Annotated in this window: 13 protein-coding genes; 6 read left to right on the top strand and 7 right to left on the bottom strand. The window is 42.2% G+C overall.

Features of this window, described 5'->3' with window-relative positions; genetic code table 11:
- Positions 1-150: 150 nt before the first annotated feature.
- Positions 151-1,668 carry a sodium-dependent transporter gene (locus CIK80_RS03325; RefSeq protein ID WP_062844120.1) on the top strand — a complete coding sequence of 506 codons (1,518 nt, stop codon included), beginning with the start codon at positions 151-153 and terminating at the stop codon, positions 1,666-1,668.
- A 40-nt stretch (positions 1,669-1,708) separates the two neighbouring features.
- Positions 1,709-1,840 (top strand): methionine/alanine import family NSS transporter small subunit, encoded by a 132-nt coding sequence (locus CIK80_RS03320; protein WP_021815034.1) that lies wholly within the window; start codon positions 1,709-1,711, stop codon positions 1,838-1,840.
- Positions 1,841-1,970: 130 nt separating this feature from the next.
- Here CIK80_RS03320 and tgt read toward each other — a convergent pair whose 3' ends face one another.
- The gene (gene tgt / locus CIK80_RS03315) at positions 1,971-3,122 is read right to left on the bottom strand and encodes a tRNA guanosine(34) transglycosylase Tgt (protein ID WP_095568863.1); all 1,152 of its coding nucleotides are present in this window, start codon (positions 3,120-3,122) and stop codon (positions 1,971-1,973) included.
- 412 nt (positions 3,123-3,534) lie between these two features.
- Between tgt and CIK80_RS03310 the strand changes: the two genes are divergently transcribed.
- On the top strand, positions 3,535-4,125 hold the full coding sequence (locus CIK80_RS03310) for a heme-binding protein (protein WP_257011673.1): 591 nt from the start codon (positions 3,535-3,537) through the stop codon (positions 4,123-4,125).
- 139 nt (positions 4,126-4,264) lie between these two features.
- Here the strand turns inward: CIK80_RS03310 and asd are convergent, their stop codons facing one another.
- On the bottom strand, positions 4,265-5,398 hold the full coding sequence (gene asd / locus CIK80_RS03305) for an aspartate-semialdehyde dehydrogenase (RefSeq protein WP_095568861.1): 1,134 nt from the start codon (positions 5,396-5,398) through the stop codon (positions 4,265-4,267).
- A gap of 418 nt (positions 5,399-5,816) precedes the next feature.
- Between asd and CIK80_RS03300 the strand changes: the two genes are divergently transcribed.
- A complete protein-coding gene (locus CIK80_RS03300; RefSeq protein WP_179288316.1) occupies positions 5,817-6,950 on the top strand; it encodes an endonuclease/exonuclease/phosphatase family protein in 1,134 nt (377 codons plus the stop codon).
- Between the two features lie 432 nt (positions 6,951-7,382).
- Here CIK80_RS03300 and CIK80_RS03295 read toward each other — a convergent pair whose 3' ends face one another.
- Positions 7,383-8,777 (bottom strand): peptidylprolyl isomerase, encoded by a 1,395-nt coding sequence (locus CIK80_RS03295; protein WP_095568860.1) that lies wholly within the window; start codon positions 8,775-8,777, stop codon positions 7,383-7,385.
- A 173-nt stretch (positions 8,778-8,950) separates the two neighbouring features.
- Entirely contained in the window at positions 8,951-11,947 is a 2,997-nt protein-coding gene (gene lptD, locus CIK80_RS03290) for an LPS assembly protein LptD (RefSeq protein ID WP_257011672.1), read from the bottom strand.
- A gap of 424 nt (positions 11,948-12,371) precedes the next feature.
- On the opposite strand from lptD, the gene CIK80_RS03285 reads away from it, so the two are divergent.
- Both CIK80_RS03285 and murU read left to right on the top strand, forming a co-directional pair.
- Positions 12,372-13,448, top strand: coding sequence for a phosphotransferase (locus CIK80_RS03285; protein ID WP_257011671.1), 1,077 nt, complete (start codon positions 12,372-12,374; stop codon positions 13,446-13,448).
- Between the two features lie 111 nt (positions 13,449-13,559).
- Entirely contained in the window at positions 13,560-14,303 is a 744-nt protein-coding gene (gene murU, locus CIK80_RS03280) for an N-acetylmuramate alpha-1-phosphate uridylyltransferase MurU (RefSeq protein WP_257011670.1), read from the top strand.
- A 295-nt stretch (positions 14,304-14,598) separates the two neighbouring features.
- Here the strand turns inward: murU and cydB are convergent, their stop codons facing one another.
- From cydB to CIK80_RS03265, 3 genes are all read right to left on the bottom strand, one after another.
- On the bottom strand, positions 14,599-15,615 hold the full coding sequence (gene cydB / locus CIK80_RS03275) for a cytochrome d ubiquinol oxidase subunit II (protein WP_062844128.1): 1,017 nt from the start codon (positions 15,613-15,615) through the stop codon (positions 14,599-14,601).
- Positions 15,615-17,105 (bottom strand): cytochrome ubiquinol oxidase subunit I, encoded by a 1,491-nt coding sequence (locus tag CIK80_RS03270; RefSeq protein ID WP_257011709.1) that lies wholly within the window; start codon positions 17,103-17,105, stop codon positions 15,615-15,617. Before CIK80_RS03270 ends, cydB begins: the two co-directional genes overlap by 1 nt.
- Positions 17,106-17,731: 626 nt before the next feature.
- On the bottom strand, positions 17,732-20,197 hold the full coding sequence (locus CIK80_RS03265) for an alpha/beta hydrolase (RefSeq protein WP_095568856.1): 2,466 nt from the start codon (positions 20,195-20,197) through the stop codon (positions 17,732-17,734).
- Positions 20,198-20,455 lie beyond the last annotated feature (258 nt).

The following is a 20,455-nucleotide window of genomic DNA, read 5'->3' as shown; positions in this document are numbered from 1 at the left end:
TTTAGTCGCTTAGCAGAAACTTCCTAATCATATACAGTTAGATTCTAGTAACGTATTTTAACCAATAGCTTGTGTAGTCTCTTTAAGTATCTGTCTTTAGCTGAGTTTGATAACTTAAAGGGAATTACTATTAAATTTTAGGAGTGTCATATGGCAGAGCAAAGGGAAAATTGGTCCAGTCGAACTGGATTTATTATAGCCGCTGTCGGTTCAGCTGTGGGATTAGGTAACATATGGCGTTTTCCATATGTTGCTTATGATAATGGTGGTGGGGCATTTATGGTGCCATACCTCATTGCGTTATTAACCGCAGGTATTCCATTGTTATTTTTAGATTATATTATAGGACATAAGTATCGCGCTGCAGCACCTCGTGCTTATAAGAAACTGGCGCCTTCTGGTCAGTTTGTGGGCTGGTGGCAAACGCTGGTCTCTTTTGTGATTGCGGTTTATTACGCAGCTGTCATTGTATGGGCTGGCAGTTATATGTTTTTCTCGTTTGGCCAAAAGTGGGGTGAAGATACCACAAACTTTTTCGTCAGTGACTTTGTCAAGCATACTGGCGACTTAACCTCAGTATTTGTACCCCAAATGTTTGTAGGCTTAGTCATTGTTTGGGCTTTAGCCATATTGATTATGTTTGGTGGCATTCGTAAGGGTGTTGAACTTGCGAACAAAATTTGTTTGCCATTATTACTGGTATTATTTGGTGTTATGGTATTTAAGGCAATTACTCTGCCAGGTGCGGTCATTGGTTTAAATGCCTTCTTTGAGCCAAATTGGGCGAGAATGAGTGATCCTAATGTTTGGTTAGCAGCTTATGGTCATGTGTTTTTCTCATTATCAGTAGGTTTTGGTATCATGGTCACTTACGCCTCATACCTACAGAAAAACACAAACCTAACAGGTGCAGGGCTAGTGGTTGGTTTTGCTAACTCTTCATTTGAGCTCATGGCGGGTATTGGTATTTTTGCTGCAATTGGTTTTATGGCGATGTCGACAGGTCAAGACGTGTCTGAAGTGGCTAGTGGCGGTGTTGGATTGGCATTCTTCGTCTTCCCTAAAATCATCTCTACTATGGGTGCCAGTGGTGATTTTGTTGGTTTCTTATTCTTTGGCTCTTTAGTAGTGGCGGGTATTAGCTCATTAATCAGTATTCTTGAAGTACCTATCTCTGCTTTTCAAGGTAAGTTTGATTGGTCACGCAAAAAAGCAGTTGCTATCATATGCGGAGCATGTGCACTGATATCTATTTCTGCTTTCTCTACAGGTAGCTCACTAGTGCTAGTAGATGTGATAGATCATTTTGCAAATAACATTGGTATCGTTGCTGGTGGTTTGATGTCAATTGTTTTAGTCACTTGGTTTCACCGTAAGAAAATTCCAGGTTTATTGGCACATAGCAACCGTATTTCTAGTGTCAAGTTAGGCGGCGCTTGGATATTTATGTTGACCATTATTACTCCAGCTGTACTGACTATTGCTTTAGGTCTCAAGTTTATTGACTTAGTCAAAACACCTTATGAAGGTTACTCTTCAACGATTCTATTGCTGTTTGGTTGGGGCGTAGTCGTATTCTTTGGCCTAGGTGCCTTCATATTAAGTCGTATGAAAGGTATCCATGATGAAGAAGATGATAAAGCTCGTGCCATTGATGATGCGCGCTAGATAGTTAGCAGATAGATTAACATTTCAATAGGAATTTATTATGAGCACTTCAGCTATTATTTTTATGATTATCTCAATGGTACTGATATGGGGTGGCTTGATTTCTGCCATCATACACCTGCGCAACAATCCTGATATTCCAATGGATCAAGTACCAGATGATAACTTTTAAAGTTTAGTCTACTAAAGACTTTGATGTCTTTAAGGTTTTGCATATTATAAAAAATGCCAATCAGTGAAAGCTGACTGGCATTTTTCTTATTAAATAGTCTAAATTAAGCAGTTATGTAGCTCTATTCATATCAACGAAGGTTTAATTCAGGAACGGTTTGACCACGTTTGCTATAGAACTCACTGACGAATGTATCAAAGTTATCTTGTTCGATGGCGTCTCTAATACCTTGCATTAGGCGTTGATAGTAGCGCAAATTGTGAATAGTCGCTAACTGTGCACCAAGCATCTCTTTACATTTATTCAGGTGGTAAAGATAAGCGCGGCTAAAGTTCTGGCAGGTATAACAATCACATTCAGGGTCTAATGGGCCTTCGTCGTTACGGTATTGGCTGTTACGAATACGTACGACGCCCGCGTTGTCCGTGTCGCCTGTGACAAAATAGTGACCATTACGCGCATTACGAGTTGGCATGACACAATCAAACATATCGACGCCTCGACGTACGCCTTCAACCAAATCTTCAGGCTTACCAACACCCATCAGATAACGCGGCTTATCTGCTGGCATATCATCAGGAAGATAATCTAGGACATCTATCATCTCCTCTTTAGGCTCACCAACGGACAAACCACCGATGGCATAACCATCAAAGCCAATATCGAGCAGCCCTTCAAGTGATTGCTGACGCAAATCAGGATACATACTGCCTTGGACGATACCAAATAGTGCGTTAGTACTGCCCAGTCTTTTATGCTCATCAATACAGCGCTGTCCCCAGCGTAGTGATAGCTCTAGAGATTTTTTGGCTTCATCGTGAGTGGCTGGATATGGCGTACACTCGTCAAATTGCATCACAATATCAGAGTTTAAGCTGTACTGAATTTGCATAGATTTTTCTGGAGAGAGAAATACCTTGGCACCATCGATAGGGGATTTAAAATTGACCCCTTCTTCAGTGATTTTGCGCATTGCGCCAAGACTAAATACTTGGAAACCGCCTGAATCTGTCAAAATAGGCTTATCCCAATGCATAAACTTGTGAAGACCGCCAAATTTGTCGATCACTTCCGTGCCTGGACGCAACCATAAATGAAAGGTATTACCTAAAATGATATCGGCGCCAATCGCTTCGATATCACGTGGCAGCATGCCTTTGACCGTACCATAAGTACCAACAGGCATAAAAGCAGGCGTTTGCACGTCGCCATGATTGAGATGAACCGTACCACGGCGTGCACGCGTTTCGCCGCTGGCCGTTTTGTGTAAGACAAATTGCATATGATAACCGCTATCTAAGCTATGAAAATAGCGCCAATTATAGCACTACTGGCTATTTTTTTGGACATGGATATTTAGGGGTATGCGAGATACTGACGGTCAGGTTGACAGAAAATAAGGCGGAACTATAGTAAAACTTAATAGACGCTGTTTGCATAGATGCCGAAAGCCACAAATTTCCTAAAATGATGCATCGTAGTATTAGTTGTATTAGATATCTACTGTACTTTAGTCGCAGCTATAGCTTCGCTATAACCAAAAGATACAGACACTACTATAGAGTCGTTGGTAAAGTAAAAAATGGGTGAGGGGTTAACAATCGTTAAAATGTACTGCTGTACGCTGGAGACATAATATGAATAGGGCACCTTACTTATTGCTGAGCGGTTTATTATTGATATCAGGAGAGACTATGGCTATTGAAGAGCCAAGCTATACGGTGTTGTCACAAGTGGAGGATTTTGAGTTGCGTCGTTATGATGAGCAGCTTGTAGCTCAGACATGGGTGAGTGGTGACCAAGATACTGCCAGTCGTCAGGGCTTTAAAATTCTGGCAGATTATATTTTTGGTAATAATACAGCACCAAGTGGAGAGAGCAGCAAAATAAGCATGACCGCACCTGTTACGATGCAGTCCGACAATCTAAATGGGCAAGCATCACAAAAAATTGCCATGACTGCGCCAGTTAGTATGCAACAAAATAATGGGAAGTGGCGTGTACAATTCACAATGCCTAGCCAGTATACGATGCAAACATTGCCAAAGCCGAACAATCCAGACGTCAAAATTGTACAAGTGCCAGCTCAGACATACGGTGTGATTAAGTTTTCAGGGTTGGCAGGTAGCAAAAAAGTGGCGAAAAAAACAGAAATGTTAAAATCTTGGATGCAAACTCAAAAGCTAGTGATAACAGGGACACCGGAGTTGGCACGCTATAACCCACCTTGGACATTGCCTTTCATGCGTCGCAATGAAGTGATGATGGCTTATCAGCCCAAATAGTACACGTTAGTATTTTTGGTATTTGCTAAATTTATGTATACATAATTGACTTTTTTTCGATATTTTTAACTGAGATAGGCGACATAAAAAAAGACAGCCACCGCTGTCTTTTTTCGTATAAAACTTAAATGCCATAAGATTAGCTATTTTGTTCACGAATAATATTAAGCATACGACGTAACGGTTCAGCGGCGCCCCATAATAATTGGTCACCAACCGTGAAGGCACCTAAGTATTCAGGTCCCATGTTTAGTTTACGCAGACGACCTAAGGCAACGGTCAAGGTGCCTGTCACTGCTACAGGTGTTAAACGGTTTATGGTCGCTTCTTTGTCATCTTCAACCAAATCTAGCCATTCGTTACCGCTATTTTTTAGGGCGGCCTCAATCTCTTCTAAGGAAATGTCTTTTTTCAACTTAATGGTCAGGCCTTGAGCATGACAACGCATCGCACCAATACGCACACACATACCATCGATAGGAATGGTATTGTCTTCTGAGTTGCCAAGGATCTTATTGGTTTCAACACCGCCTTTCCATTCTTCACGCGACTGTTTGTTTTCTAGCTGAGCATCAATATAAGGGATCAAGCTGCCTGCCAATGGAACCCCAAAGTATTGCTTAGGAAAGCTGTCTGAGCGCTGAGTTTGAGCGATTTTTTTATCGATATCTAAGATGGCACTAGCAGGATCAGCCAACTCGTCCTTGACGGCATCATGCAACACACCCATGCCACTGATCAGCTCACGCATGTTATTTGCACCAGAGCCGCTTGCCGCTTGGTAAGTCATTGCACTGACCCATTCTACCCAGCCTCTATTGAACAGCTCACCGATTGCCATTAGCATCAAGGATACGGTACAGTTACCACCGATAAAATCTTTTTTGCCTTCAGCCAACGCATCATCGATCACGGTGCGATTGACAGGATCAAGGATGATGATGCTATCGTTTTCCATGCGTAACGTACTTGCTGCATCAATCCAGTAGCCACTCCAACCGCTGTCTCGTAATGGTTGATGGACTTTTGAGGTGTAATCTCCACCTTGACACGTAATAATCACATCACAGGCAGCTAGTGCATCAATATCATGAGCATCTTTTAATTGGCCAGTTTGAATACCATCAAATTTTGGTGCATCACCACCGGCATTGCTGGTTGAAAAAAACACAGGCGTAATACCGTCGAAGTCTTTTTCTTCAATCATACGTTGTATCAATACTGACCCAACCATACCGCGCCAGCCTACCAAGCCTACTGTCAAATTACCCATGAAATCTAATCCTATTTACAATTAATTATTGCATTACCAGCCGATAACAATGCCGTGAATAGTCACAAAAAGCAAGGCGTTTTGACGATTTTTACGCGTTTTTCATGCACTATTAACTGTGTTTGCTATAACTTTAAGTTATTAACGCCATACCGATATCTGCTCTTCTTCTCCCTTTTATCATATGAAAAATCCTTATACATTAGCTTACGGAATATCAGGTAGGGCAGACATGATTTTTATATTTTCTGACTGTTGTCGTATAATTAATACGCAATGAGTAGGCGTTAATCTTGTGAGATGATAAAGTAAGCCCTAATGCGGGTTCAATTAAGAACAGAAAAGCGCTTGTCAGTGAGCCAATAATGACTATCATTATTGGCTCACCTATTATTTTAATCAACGGTTAATACACATTATGGATCTCTCACTATTATATTATGGCGCACAGTGGTTAGCAGGATTCATCGCATTTATAACAGTTTGGGGTTGGATACCGCTCGATAATTGGTGGGTGCGCGGTGTGGATTTTCCACGCATACAGATTATGGTGCTTGGCGTTATCGCTTGGATTGGTATGATCGCATTTTGGTCAGAGTGGCAACTAGGGCAATGGGTATTGTTTGCAGCTTTATGTGTCACTTTAGCATTCCAGTTTAGAATGGTATTGCCTTATACCAAACTGTGGAAAAAAGAAGTTGAACATGCAAAAAGTGATGCAGAGGGAACCTCGCATCATCTTAAAATCATGGTTTCAAATGTACTGACACCAAATGATGAAACGCAAAAGCTGGTTGATCTCGTTAAGCAAAAGCAGCCTGACATTCTTATTACTTTAGAAAGTGATAAAAAATGGGAGCAAGCCCTGCATCAAGTCGAAGCAGATTATCCTTATACCGTGAAAGTACCTTTGGATAATTTGTATGGTATGCATCTATATTCTAAACTTGAATTGATTGACCCTGAAGTCAAATATTTGATGATTGATGACATACCTTCTATACACACGCAGCTGCGGCTTCATAATGGCCGCGTGATCTGGCTATATTGCTTACACCCTATGCCGCCAAGTCCGACAGAGGCGGATAAGTCGACCACTCGTGATGCTGAGCTGTTAATGGTTGGCAAGCATATAAAAGAAAATGAGCAAACCGCGATATTGGCAGGTGATCTCAATGACGTTGCATGGTCAAAGACGACCAGACGCTTTCAGCGCATCTCAGGCTTATTGGACCCGCGTATCGGACGACACTTTATCAATACCTTTCATGTCAAGTATCCGTTTTTACGTTGGGCATTGGATCACCTTTTCCATAGTGCTTGCTTTACGGTGGTGGATATTAGGCGTCTGCCCTCGGTTGGCTCCGATCACTTTCCTGTGATGACCACACTACAATATGAGCCAGAAAAAGAGCAAAAGCAAAAGCAAAATGCGCCTACTGCGGAAGCAGATGATATTAAAGAAACTGACCATAAAATAGAAGAAGGCAAAAAAGAGGGTAAAAAAATCTCAAATGAGAATATAGAAGAGCATGTAAGTCCAGCTTTATAAGTGATAAATGCAGTGAGCGAAATGAAGATAAAGTTCATCATAAAAATGTAAGCATATGCTTACGTTAAATAAGGTCTTTAGCCTCTAGTGGCCTTATAGTGATTGCACTACAATAAAACCATCAACAAAAGGACATGCAAGGATGCATTGTTGAGACAGTACCCTAAACGTTCAGACCAGCCCGCTGTTCTTTTAGTGTACTGTTTGTGACTTAGGATAAGTCAAAATGGAGTAGATAATAATAACAATATGAAGCGTCATAGCCCTGAACCAATCGCCCTAGGTTCGGGGCTATTCTTTGTATAATGGCTTTAGTTTGTAGACAGTTCTTCACTTACAATGATTAGCGTACAAAAAAAGGATACTTGCATCGACAAGTATCCTTTTTTTAATCAATTATTTTTAATCAAGTATCATGGATTTGTCTATCTACTAACCAAGTATCTGGATATAAGCACCTGCACGCAGCTCTTGTAGCCAATCTTCTTTGGCTTGTGGTGCCAAACGTTGATAAAGAGCTTGACGTGCCATGTTGCGACGATATTGCGTACTGACGTCCTGCTCACGCTTACCTTCTACTTTTAAGATATGCCAGCCAAACTGAGTCTTGAAAGGCGCTGAATAATCACCGACAGTCGTGTTTTTCATCACAGCCTCAAATGGACCGACCATATCTTCTGCACTTACCCAATCAAGATCACCGCCGCGACCAGCTGAACCTGGATCATCTGAATAAGTAGAGGCTAGGTCAGCGAAGTCAGCACCACTACGTAATTGACCATATAGATCATTGATCTTTTGTTCAGCAAGTGCGTCTGTCTGTAGCTCATCAACTTTGACTAAGATATGACGAGTATGCCACTGCGGTATGAGCATCTTATCGCTTTCTTTTTTGTCAGCAAGCTTAATGATGTCAATACCTTCAGGCGTCACTAATGGTGCACTGACAGCGCCAACTTCCAGTTTGGTAATTTCAGTTGATAACTCTGTGGGTAATGAAGCAGCTTTATGAAAGCCCATATCGCCGCCTTGTAACGGGATAGGATAACTGCCTTGAGTAGCAGCAACGGCCTCAGCAACATTAACGTTTGGTGCAAGTAAACGAGTGCGTAAGTCCTCTGCGACTTTTAGCGCCTCTCCGCGTTGAGCTTCTGATAGGCGGCTATAATCATCTATATAAGGCACGCGTACATGAATCGTTTGATACTCGCTTTGATTCAAACGCTTGGCTTCAGGTGAGGCCAAAAACGCATCAATGTCTTGTTCGCTAATACGAACACGACTGCTGATTTGACGTTGTTGTAAAGCCTGAATAGAAGCTTCTTCAATCAATTGTGCACGCAGGGCAGCATAGCTACCAGGTCTTGCTGCGTCTAAACTTTGCTGCAATTCTGATAGACTATTTAGACCTTCTGATTGTGCGATTTGACCAAGGCGCTGATTGATGGCTGATTCATCAGGATTCAAGCCAACACGCTTAATCATAGACAATTGCAATTCGCGCAAGATAAGAGCGTTTAGCACGTCCGACTGCAACTGTGCCGAATTTGGAAGGTTTTCTCCAGCAGCTTGAGCGCGTGCTTGGGTTTGCACGATAGCGTCAACCAATTCACTTTTTAAAATCGCATTTTCATTGACCAAAGCAATAATGCCATCTGTGCTATTGCCTGGAGTCAAACGATTGCTACTGTTTTGCTCAGCAGTGCTCGCTGTTTGCCCTACAGGAGGCTTGACGGTGGCAGCGTGGGCACTCAATGTCAGTGCAAGACTGGCACTCATAGACAGCAATACAGCGCGGCTGGTCTGACGTAAAGAAAAAACTCTCATGATGCTCCTCATCAATGTCATCACATCGGATGGTAGTCGGTTAACGCTATCTGATACTCTCAATAGATAAGTATCAGATAGGATAGTCCATAATAGGGTTGCAGACTGGGTAATACAAAATGCTTTATGAATATTTATACAAACGATCTTTTAACCTGACAAAGAATAATTTATCAGTCTTTCCATGCAGTTTGGACAGGTTCAAAGCCCAAAACCTTGTCAGACAGTAAGCGTGTCAAGCGACTGCTGCCACTGCCAAGCCCATTTAATCTGATCTCTGCCATAATCGCTTGCGTTGGTTTGTCTTTAACATTTAGGTCATTATAGTAACGACGACCATAAACCGCAAAACCAAAACAACAATCCTCATAGTCAACACCTACTAACGAATCAAGCATCTTATCACGATTATGATCGTATTGACCCTGAGCCAATATTCGCCAGCTATTATTGATAGGGAAGACGGCTGATGCTGTAAATGCAGCGAGCGGTAGCTGATTCGTGTTTTCGTCACGTTGACGTTTGACATAACCGACGTTAAATAAGCTATTTTCCGATGGCTGATAACGCAGTTCAGTCGTGATGTAATTTAAGTCATAGTCATTGGTAAGTGCGCCACTGACATCCACCCAAAAATTATTATAGGGCTGTGTACTCGTATCCCAAACCATCCCTGAAGAAGAAGACGTAAAGACGGGTTGTTCATTTTCAAGTGTGACACGTCCATCATCGATATAGAATTGTTCCGCTATGCTACCATCAAAACGTGTCACACCCGTTGCGTCGATGTAACGATAATTGACCCCAGGAGTAATCGAATGCAAATCTTGCAAGCGATCATGGCCTAAGAACCAACTGTCCGAAAATAACTGCTCGTAGTTAATAGAAGCAATACGCGTGTTAAAGTTGGGAAGCTCGTTTTGGTTTTTATAAGGTGAGTACGTATATTTTAATCGCGGACTGAGCAAGCGATAGCCACCCATAGTGTCATCAAAAGCGCCAAACGGTGAACCTGCTTGATAAAAGTTCAATCCAGCATCAATACTAGCCTGTGGTACAAACACAGATTGACTACCGTCTTCCTCACTCAAATCGTTGTCTGCCAAACTGTCTTCATCATAAGAGGTGTAAAGATGCTGCAAGCTTAGTTTGGGTCTAATGTAACCCCAAGATTTTTCTATTGGATAAGCTGCGCTTAGCTTATTATAAATACGGGCGCCACTTTTTTCATTCTCAGAACCATCATCGATCGACTTTTTAAAGTAAGCAGAGTCTTGTACACCTGTTATGTCGAAATTTTCAAACCAAGGCAGGCGATAATTGAGTTTGAGCTGCGGTAATCGTGAGTAGGGCTTGTCTTTGTCTTGTAATGGCTGTCCACTATCCGTAAAAGCATCCAAAGTCTGAAACGTTTCTACTTTTAATTCGCCATCAACGTAGTCATTGTAATAATTGACGCGAGCACGGCGTGGTAAATTGATGGTACTGTCTGATAAACCCAACGTATCAAAATCGTTGAGATAATCAGCATCTGACACATAGCTGTATTTGGCATCACCGCTCAAACGAGGGATATCTTTAGACGTCCAGTAATGATCATAGAAGAAGCTGGTACGATCTTCATCATTATATTCTTTATCGTTGGGTAGGTATGAGCCGTTGAAAATCCCTTCGCCATAGTTTTCGGTTAAATAACGAAATTCACCTGAGACCATGGGATTACGATCAGTATAAATGTGGGTATTAAGCGTGGCATCATAGTTGGGTGCAAGATTGAAATAATACGGCACATCAAGTTCAACGCCACTTTCACTACCGATACTCGCGCTTGGCAATAAGAAGCCACTGCTGCGACGACTATCAATTGGAAAGTTAAAATAAGGCAGATAAAATACTGGCACATCAGCAATACGGAAAGTGGTGTTGTAAGCTTCACCGCGACCTGTGTCTGTATCTAAATCAATGCTTTTTGCATCGAACTGCCATTTACGATTGGTCGGCGGGCAGGTGCTAAACATTACCTCATCTAATTCGTACTGACTCTCATTGGGCTTGTTTAGACGCTTAGCATAGCCATGTGCTTGTAGTGCCACACTGGCAAACGCCACATCATTAGCGGTTGATTGTCCAGTTTCAGTGTTGTAAGCCAAGCTGTCTGCAACACCGATGAGGCCTCCTTGAGAGGCTTTATTGCCAAAGTTGCCCTGCGATGTCTTAAGAGAGTTACTCGTAGCATTACTAGATGGCATTTGTTGTCCAGTTGCTTGATCCGTAAACATGACTTTGCCTTGAGCAGCAGCAACGCCTGTGTTTAAATCGACCAAGACCTTTTCTGCTTCTATGTACTGCGTACCCTGATTGACAATAACGTTGCCTGAAAGCTCGGCATAATCGACGTTATTGTAGTAACCGTAGTCTGACTCTGTAAACAAAGGTGCTTGATTGTTTGGAAGACCATCAAGGTTCGGCGCTGGTTGACCATTTGCTGCTCCAGCCTCATTCACGGCACGCTGATAGTTTGGGTTCCCCTTTGGATATACCCATTGACCTTCACAGCGTTGAGCACTATCGATTGAGCTTGGCAACAGCCGCAAGTCTCTACCCACCTTCGGAATGGTTTGTGAGTTAGGTGTCAAAGCATTTTGATTGTCGTCAGTTTCAGTTTCAATATTTGCTGTTTTATCTGCACTGTCCAAAGCTGGTGTATTAGCACTACTATCAGTGTCTGGTGTCAGCTCATAAAACTCTGCCAAACGCATCAGACTGTCTTGGATGCTCTCTTCACTGGTCTCACTTTGAGTCGCGTCTGTTATAGTATCCGACACGGCTGTCTCGCTGACTGGTACATCAGTATTTATTTGAGGGTCACTGTTTTCCTCAATATCAGTGATATCCAAAGCATTGCTGTCTAAAGTATTGCTATTTAAATCGCTGTTATTTAAAGCACTACTATTTAAACTGTTGTCATTTAGATTAGTGGTATCTAAGCGACTGTCAGCAAAATCACTATTATCGGGGCTATGAGTGGCACTATTATCAGTGATTGGTAGCTCTGTTTGCGATGTATTGACATCGTTCAGCGCAGCACTGACAGTGAGGCTGGATAAGCCTAGGGCACCAAATAAAATCAAGCGAATGCTTTGGTAAAGCGGAGAATATAACAAGGGCACACCTATGATTGCAGAGCCTATTGGATTGCGATACTGAGTTTAATAACTGCTGATATATTCTATATGGTACAAACAATACGATAGCGAATGAGCAGCTACTAAATTCCTAATGGGTAATGTAATCTCAAGAATTTAGACGTTTTACATATAATGACGACTAATCATAGTCAAAAAAAACCAAATCAGCTACACTATTTACCAAAATTTATCGTATAGACTGGCTATTTTTTAAATGGTCACTGAGAGAATGCTCAGCGCTAGATACTGAATGATATATCAATATGACTGTTACAGCATCTGTTGTGGCTCAAGACGTTACTATTTTAGCAAGTATTGGTGCGACTTATCACTACTTTAATTGTTTACGACGCATATTTAACTTTTAATACCTTTTATGACTGACCCAATAATTTTAGAGCCTAACATGACTATGACAATTACAAACAATCGCCTTCAGCATTTAGAGCACTGGTTGCAGCAAGTATTTGCTGGCAAAACATTCAATCTTGACAGTTTGCCAGGTGATGCTAGCGCGCGTCAGTATCATCGTCTTCAGCTGTTAGAGGGCAGTGATACGACAGCATCGCGTTATATTGTTATGGATTCTGCTGATGAACAAGACGCCATGCGCCAGTTCATCAATGTTGCCAAATTGATGTCCCCAGCGATCAATGTACCCACGCTCATCGCACAAGATGTAGAAAGAGGCTTTTTAGTATTACAAGATTTTGGCGCGGTAGAGTTTGCCCATTTACTTGTCGGTGCAGTGCCTGCTCAGATTGATAAGCATTATCGGCTGGCAATGCAGACATTGGTCGCGCTTCAAACTGTTCCGGTTGAGACTGCAAAGGCTCAACATCAATTGCCAGATTATGATGAGGAACTACTAAATCGCGAGATGGATCTATTTAGTGATTGGTTTATACCTTACATTGGTGTAGCCCTTGATAAAACATTGTGGGACAATCTAAAAGCGGCACTGATAAAACAAATTTTGCGCCAGCCTCAAGTTATCGTCCACCGTGATTATCACAGTCGCAATCTTATGCAAGACCAAGCGGATCACTCACGCTTGGGTGTGATCGATTTTCAAGATGCGGTCATAGGTGCTTATACTTATGATTTGGTGTCATTGATACGAGATGCTTATGTTGAGTGGTCAGAGCCTCAAATATCTGAATGGATTAGCGATTTTTGGCAATTACAAAAACAAGCAGCGCTCACCACGGCAGATAGTGTTGAGCAGTTTGAAAGTGATGTGAATATCATGGGTGTGCAGCGTCATCTAAAAGTGCTGGGGATATTTATCCGCTTGTCTGAGCGTGATGGCAAAGATCGCTATCTATCTGACATTCCTAAAGTCATGCGTGATTTGATCACCGAGTTAAACTGGTTGGCTGAGCATGGCAACGCTGACATTCAGCAAGCCGTTGTCCCTTTTAACCAATGGCTAGAAAGTGTTGTCTTGCCTGCTTATCAAGACACATTTTCTGCGATATGAGTGCGGCAATATAAGTATTGATAAATCGACACTGATAAATACAGACTACTCATGAGCTGTGGCTGAATATTTAGATCAAGAATTTACATAATACGATGAAAAGGAATATGCATGTCAATGTCATCTACCTCTAAGATTACCCAAGCAATGATTTTGGCTGCGGGTAAGGGGACACGCCTACGTCCATTAACGCTTGAAACCCCAAAGCCACTGGTTGAAGTGGGTGGGCAGCCGCTTATTGTTTGGCATATCAAAGCGTTGCATGCTGCAGGCATCACTGATATTACTATCAATGCGTCATGGCTTGCTGATAAGTTAATGGATACATTGGGGGATGGCTCTCAATATGGCGTCAACCTACATTGGTCCGTTGAAGAAGATGAACCGCTTGAGACAGCAGGTGGTATTTTTCAAGCATTGCAAGCAGGTCAGTTAAGAGATGAGCCCTTTATCTTAGTCAATTCTGACATTTGGACGACGTATGATTTTGGCCAGTTACGAGATTATGCATTGAGTGCTGACCAACAAGCGCATTTATTGTTGATTGACAATCCTGAGCACAATAATGGTGGCGATTTTGCAATTAACAACGGTCTGGCCAGCGAACAAGCAATTGGTGACGCAGACAAATATACATTTGCTGGTATCAGTATCATCTCTCCCAGATTGATAGATGGTTTGGTGTCAGGACAGCCAGCAGCATTAGGGCCTTTATTAAAACAGGCAATGATAAAATTCCAAATCACTGCTGAAGTCATTACTGATAATTGGATCGATGTCGGTACGCCCGAACGCCTGACACAGGTAAATGAGTTCATTGACAGTAAAGGCGCTGACAATCATTTGGGCGCATAAACCCACTATCAAATAAAAATAGACCCATAAAAAAAGCAGCGTTGATTTCTCGACGCTGCTTTTTTATGGTTTTAGCAATTGGCATCAAACGCCCATTGCTAACTTGATTATTTGGGCAAATATAAAAACAACCAAAAACCCTGCCACATATAAACCAAAAAACCATAACCATTGTGACTGTTTTTTACTAAGCTTTTTCATAAAAACTCCTGATTAGCTCATGAACTGTGGTTACCCTACATCAGTAGTAATAACCACAGTATCAGTCTGACCTGTCATAAGTTGCTATTTACGATTAATACATTGGGTTGTGATCTGTTTTACCCTTAAACGTATAATAAGCAAATGCGGTATAACTCAAAATAATCGGTAGCATAATGACCGCGCCAATTAACATAAAGGACAACGATGTATCAGCCGCCGCCGCATCATAAATGGTCATTTGATACGGTACGATATAAGGGAATATGGCAAAACAAACCCCAATATAGCCCATCAAAAATAATGCCACAGTCAATAAGAAAGGACGATACTCACGTTCCGTTTTTAAGTCTTTACGCATTAGGAAAAATAATAACAACGCAATAACAGGCATCGGAGCAAGATATAAAATACTTGGCAACATAAACCAGCCTTCGAGTGCATCAATGTCTGAAAAATACATGAACGCAGTCACGACAATCATGGCTACTACTAAGGCAGAAAGCAGCCAACCTGATACTTTACGTGCCCAAACTTGCAATGTATGCTCAGTTTTTATGATGAGCCATGTCGAGCCAAGCAGCGCATAGCCGATAATCATCGCAAACCCACAAACGATAGAGAAAGGTGTCAACCAGTCAAATGGACCACCTGTATAGAGACGGTTACTGGCTTCTAATCCTTGTACTAGCGCTCCAAGCATAATCCCTTGAGAGAACGTCGCAATGACCGAACCGACAAAAAAGAAAGTATCCCACACATGACGACGTGCTGATGATTTAAACCGGAACTCAAACGCGACGCCGCGCATAATGAGTCCAAACAGCATAGCAGTCACGGGCAAGTAAAGCCCCGTCATGATGATACCGTAAGCAACTGGGAAGGCGGCAAATAAACCACCCCCGCCCAATACCAACCACGTTTCATTACCATCCCAAAATGGAGCGATTGAGTTCATCATGCGGCTGCGGTTTTTATCAGAACCTGCAAATGGAAACAAAATACCGCAGCCCAAATCAAAGCCATCGAGCAGTACATAAATAAAAACAGCAAGGACGATAAGTCCGCCCCAAATTAAGGGTAAGTCTAATACATCACCGAAGTTAAACATTAGCGTAACCCTCCATCATCGACATCATCAGCAGGCTTACTCATGTCTTCGTCATTGTCTTTGGTATTTTCGCCTGCATTTTTATCACCGCTCAAAGCCCGACCTTGCGCTTCTGTGACAGAATGCTCATAGAAGTTATCTTCTGATGGATCTTCATAAGGCTTAGGCCCTTGCGCAATCAGTCGCAAAATATAAAAGCTGCCAGCGCCAAATACAAAAATATACAATATGATAAAGCCAATGAGCGTCGTCGCCACTTGCTGTGCAGCGACTGGCGACATACTTTCAGCGGTACGAATAACGCCATATACTGTCCACGGTTGACGACCTGTTTCAGTCACAAACCAGCCTGCCAATATAGCGACAAACCCAAGCGGCGTCATCATCATCCATGCACGGTGGAACCATACACTCTCAGGACTAAATTGCTGCTTCTTAAAGTATTTATAAAGACTAAATAAGCCGACAAGTACCATTAACATACCAATAGCAACCATGATACGAAATGCCCAAAAGACAACAATAACGACAGGTTGATCTTCAGGTGCCCAGTTTTTTAGGCCTTTAACTTCGCCATCTAGTGAATGGGTAAGAATCAAGCCGGTCACATAAGGAATTTTTACTTCATATTTATTGGTTTGGTTTCCCTGATCAGGAATAGCGAATACACGCAAAGCAGCTCCGCGCTCATCCTCCCAAATACCTTCCATTGCTGCCACTTTGGCAGGTTGATGCTCTAATGTATTTAGACCATGCTCATCGCCGATGAGTACTTGAGCCGGTGCCACAAAAATTGCCATAATCATCGCCATACCTAGCATGATACGACCATGACGACGGTGCTCAGTGTGTTTTTTAGATTGAAGATAGTAAGCACCGATACCACCAACGACAAAGGCGGTCGTTAAGAATGCGGCTGTCATCATATGAGCGTAGCGGTAAGGAAATGACGGGTTAAATATGATTTCAAGCCAGTCAGTAGGATATAGCAACCCATCTGCGCCCATCATGAAACCTTGCGGTGTTTGCATAAAGCTATTGGCAGCCAAAATCCAAAATCCTGAAATCAGCGTACCAACAGCGACAATGGCAGTTGAGGCAAAATGCATGCGCTTACTAACGCGGCCCCAACCGAATAGCATAATGCCGAGGAAAGAAGCTTCCAAGAAAAACGCAGTCAACACTTCATAGGCAAGTAGTGGACCTAAGACGTTCCCTGCTTTATCAGAAAACACAGCCCAGTTGGTGCCAAACTGGTATGACATGACCACGCCCGATACCACACCTAAACCAAACACCACGGCAAATATTTTTACCCAGTGTTTATAGACTTCAGCATAAATAGGATCGCCAGTTTTCAACCAACGGTATTCAAGCACCGTAAGCCAGCTGGCAAGTCCGATGGAAAAAGCGGGAAAGACGATATGGAATGAGATAACGAAAGCGAACTGGATGCGTGCGAGTAAGAGCGCATCAAGCTGGTCAATCATAAACGTAGCGAACATAAATGGTTACCCTTATCTGTTACCTGAACAGCGCTAGCTTCCATAAAACGCTTAAGTAACTGTCCGTAACTGTCTGTAGACTAAAATGACAAGTATTACGGCAGTAGCTCAGTGTCGGCTAGCGAGCAACATTAGAGACAAAGTGCAGCTAGGCTAACAACTGTTTAGTTGGATTGAATAACTTACATCCTTATAAATTAATGTATTGTCGTACGGATTAATATCTTGCTGTCGTATGTTAGAGATATATTATGCGCTTACCTAGATATACACGCAAGCTAAGCTATGTCATGGTTACATACCTAACAGTCATCTAAAAATACTAAAATCATCCTCAAAAACTTGAATAAATACCATTCAATAACAAGGGGTTACTAAATAGATAGTATGGTCAAAAATGTCTATAACTGATCACGAAGTGATATTCGTACATCATCACCAACTCTTTTAATATTTATAACGATTTTTTCTTAGATAAAATACGGTTTCGCTAGAACAATTCTTTAAAATAATATTCACATGACATGCTTTATAGTCTGGCTCTCTTATTTTTTAATAAGTTGCTAGAGTTAAATCATTGTGAATAATCGACGATGTAATACAGATTGCCGCTATTCTTGTAATTGCTTATGCAAAATGCGTCTCAAGGTCAAAATGGTTTGTGGATTGGTTTGAATACTATGGCCACCACTAATAATAGTCTCAGAAGTTGCCCCTTCTAGATGCGCACTGGTATAAGGGACAATGCCGTCTGACAAGCGTTCAGTCAATGCCTGGCTTATATCGCTATTGACCGTGACGGCAGCCACAAGAGGCTCAGCAGGTATTGCTGAGGTATTGGCAGCATTATTTGTATCATCGGTTGGATCTTCTTCTACCGCTTGTGACAGATCTACTTTTGCACCGTTTGGCTGCATTTGCGCCAAGCCTTGAGTGATATCGACATCATTATTGGCAATAATGGAATGATAGGTGACGCGATCGTTGATAGCAATGTCTTTAGTCAATTGTATAAAGGATGACTTATCGCTCAGCTGGCTGGCACCATTTTGTAAGTACAAAGCACCCAGTGGGTTTTGTGCCAATTCACCCTGAGTCGCAATCGTGGCCAAGTTATCCGTGACCGTTTTTACCAAGCCGACGGGTAGATAGACAATGCGACGTAGCGCCCGTGTAAACCAACGATCGGCATAATCGGTGCCGCGAAAAGGCGCGGATAAAAAGACAGCTGTATCCACTTGCGGTAATGCTTTAAGCTCAAACCGCTCTTGTAGCTTGTTTTCTGTAAAGGACGCTTTGAGAGCATCGCGAACCCTACGTTTTTCGCTACCAGACAATAAGTCTTCGTCATCCAACTTATCTAAGTTGTTGGCTAAGTTGTCATCGGAGAGCATCATACGAGCGATAAGAGCACCCATACTATGACTGATGATGACGCTATTTTTGCTGGCACGATTTTGGCTTTTAGGGTCAGTTTGCTGATAAGTAGTTTCAATCAAACGCTGAATTTGATAACGATTTTCCAAAATGGGCAGATTGGTTGGATAAAATATCTGCCAAACTTGGTAGTTATCACGCAGTTTGTCATCATTCAGAATATCGTTGGTCAGGTTCACCCATGTCGCCGGACTAGAGGCCAATCCATGTAGCATAATTAACACGCGCTTGTCAGGATCATAAGGCTCAAGCATGAAGAGTTTGGGCAGCCTTTCTTCGGGTTGACGCGTTATCAAGTTTAAATAGCCGACGCCATCCAGCTGATTTTCAGACAGCCACAAGCCATAACCAGCAGAGAAGTTAGCCGCTAGAGGATAATCGTTATTTAAAAGGTTAACGCTTTCACTTCGGTACGGGTTATATAAGTGAATATCAAGCTTGCGACTGCTTAACACCTCCAGCACGCTATCACCACTTGGCTGAATCAATCCAGTCAATAATAAGTGTCCTGTAGGATAGATGCGTGTGCTTGGATCAGCGTTGTCTACGTTGCTATCACTCTTTTCATTCGCCAATCGACCTGATAATGAGGATACCAATAGCTGACGGATCGTCGTGGTATAGCGATCGTCTAATGACGCCACTAAGCTGATACCCAATCCTGGACGCTTGCTAATGGAGTTAAGGCCTGAGAGGCGTAACTCATAAGTGGATACTAGGTCTGCTAAAGCAGAGGTTTGCTTGTGTGCATTCTGTAGATAGTTATTTTCGTTTGGCAAATAGATACCAAGATCATAGTCATCAACTTGCACTTTCATGACTTTGACTTGATCAACCGTCTTTCCTTTTAGCGGAGAAGGATTGGCGATAGCGGCTTGCTTATCATCAATAAGATTGGTGGCGGTTGTTGGTAGGTAGTCTACCTTAACATCACCCATTCGCTTCTCTGAGCCGTTGGTCGATCGATAAAGCTGGGTAATAACATCGTTACTGGCAGCGTTATAGATATCTTGGGTTTGAATGTCGATATCACTTGGAATACGGTTTGGCGTATAGGCATTCTTTTCTTGGTCAGCGCCTTCAAAGTCATGTGCCAAACTGTCATAAAACAAATAGGTATAACTTGACTTAATGGCGTCAAATAGACGAGCTTGATAATCGACCACACAGCGACTGGTATTTTGTTCTTGGGTCTTAGTATCCGCTTCGCTCAAAGGGGCATTGGCATAATAAGGGTCGAGTGGCGGACGAGCAAGCGCATTGCGACAATCCTGAGAGTCAGCAAGCTGACGTGCTTTTGCATAATGTAGTTCTGCAAAAATCGCTAGAGCAGAGCGGTAGTGTTGATTTAGGATGCTATCGGTCAGCTGAGTCAGGCATAAGTCAAATTGCTGCATACAGGCTTGTTCATTAAGACCTGCTGATAATAATGCTGAGGCTGTGTCACTGCTTAGGTTTTTACCTGTGACGATATTGCCGCGCTGTGCGGTGATGGTCTTCGCTGATGTTTGTTTATTCACTGACACCGTGCTACAGGCAGGCAAAAGCGCGATCACGGCTATCAAAGCGACTGACGTGATGGGTAAAGGCTGCTTATTAGTGTGCGCCACCATATTTTTGATAGAGCGAACGAAAGTCATAGGTCAGTCCAATAAACGTCAGTCATGAGGATGCGATTACTTCACAAGATAATGATAAGAATGAGTGTAGCGTAACTTCTAGAATTAAACTATTTTATTTAAGCTTGATAACTTAATTCTATTTTTTAGAGTAGACACTCAAATTATTGTTATTATTTGAAGTTGGAGACTTAAAGATAATATGTATAAAAATAAAGGAATAAGTAAAGAAAATATAGACAAAAGGGGATTTTACAGTCATAAAAAAGCACCATCGTT

The organism is Psychrobacter sp. JB193 (assembly GCF_002285555.1).
GTDB lineage: Bacteria > Pseudomonadota > Gammaproteobacteria > Pseudomonadales > Moraxellaceae > Psychrobacter > Psychrobacter alimentarius.
Note: the sequence above shows the minus strand (reverse complement) of the source record. Positions and strands in the feature narration are given on the sequence as shown.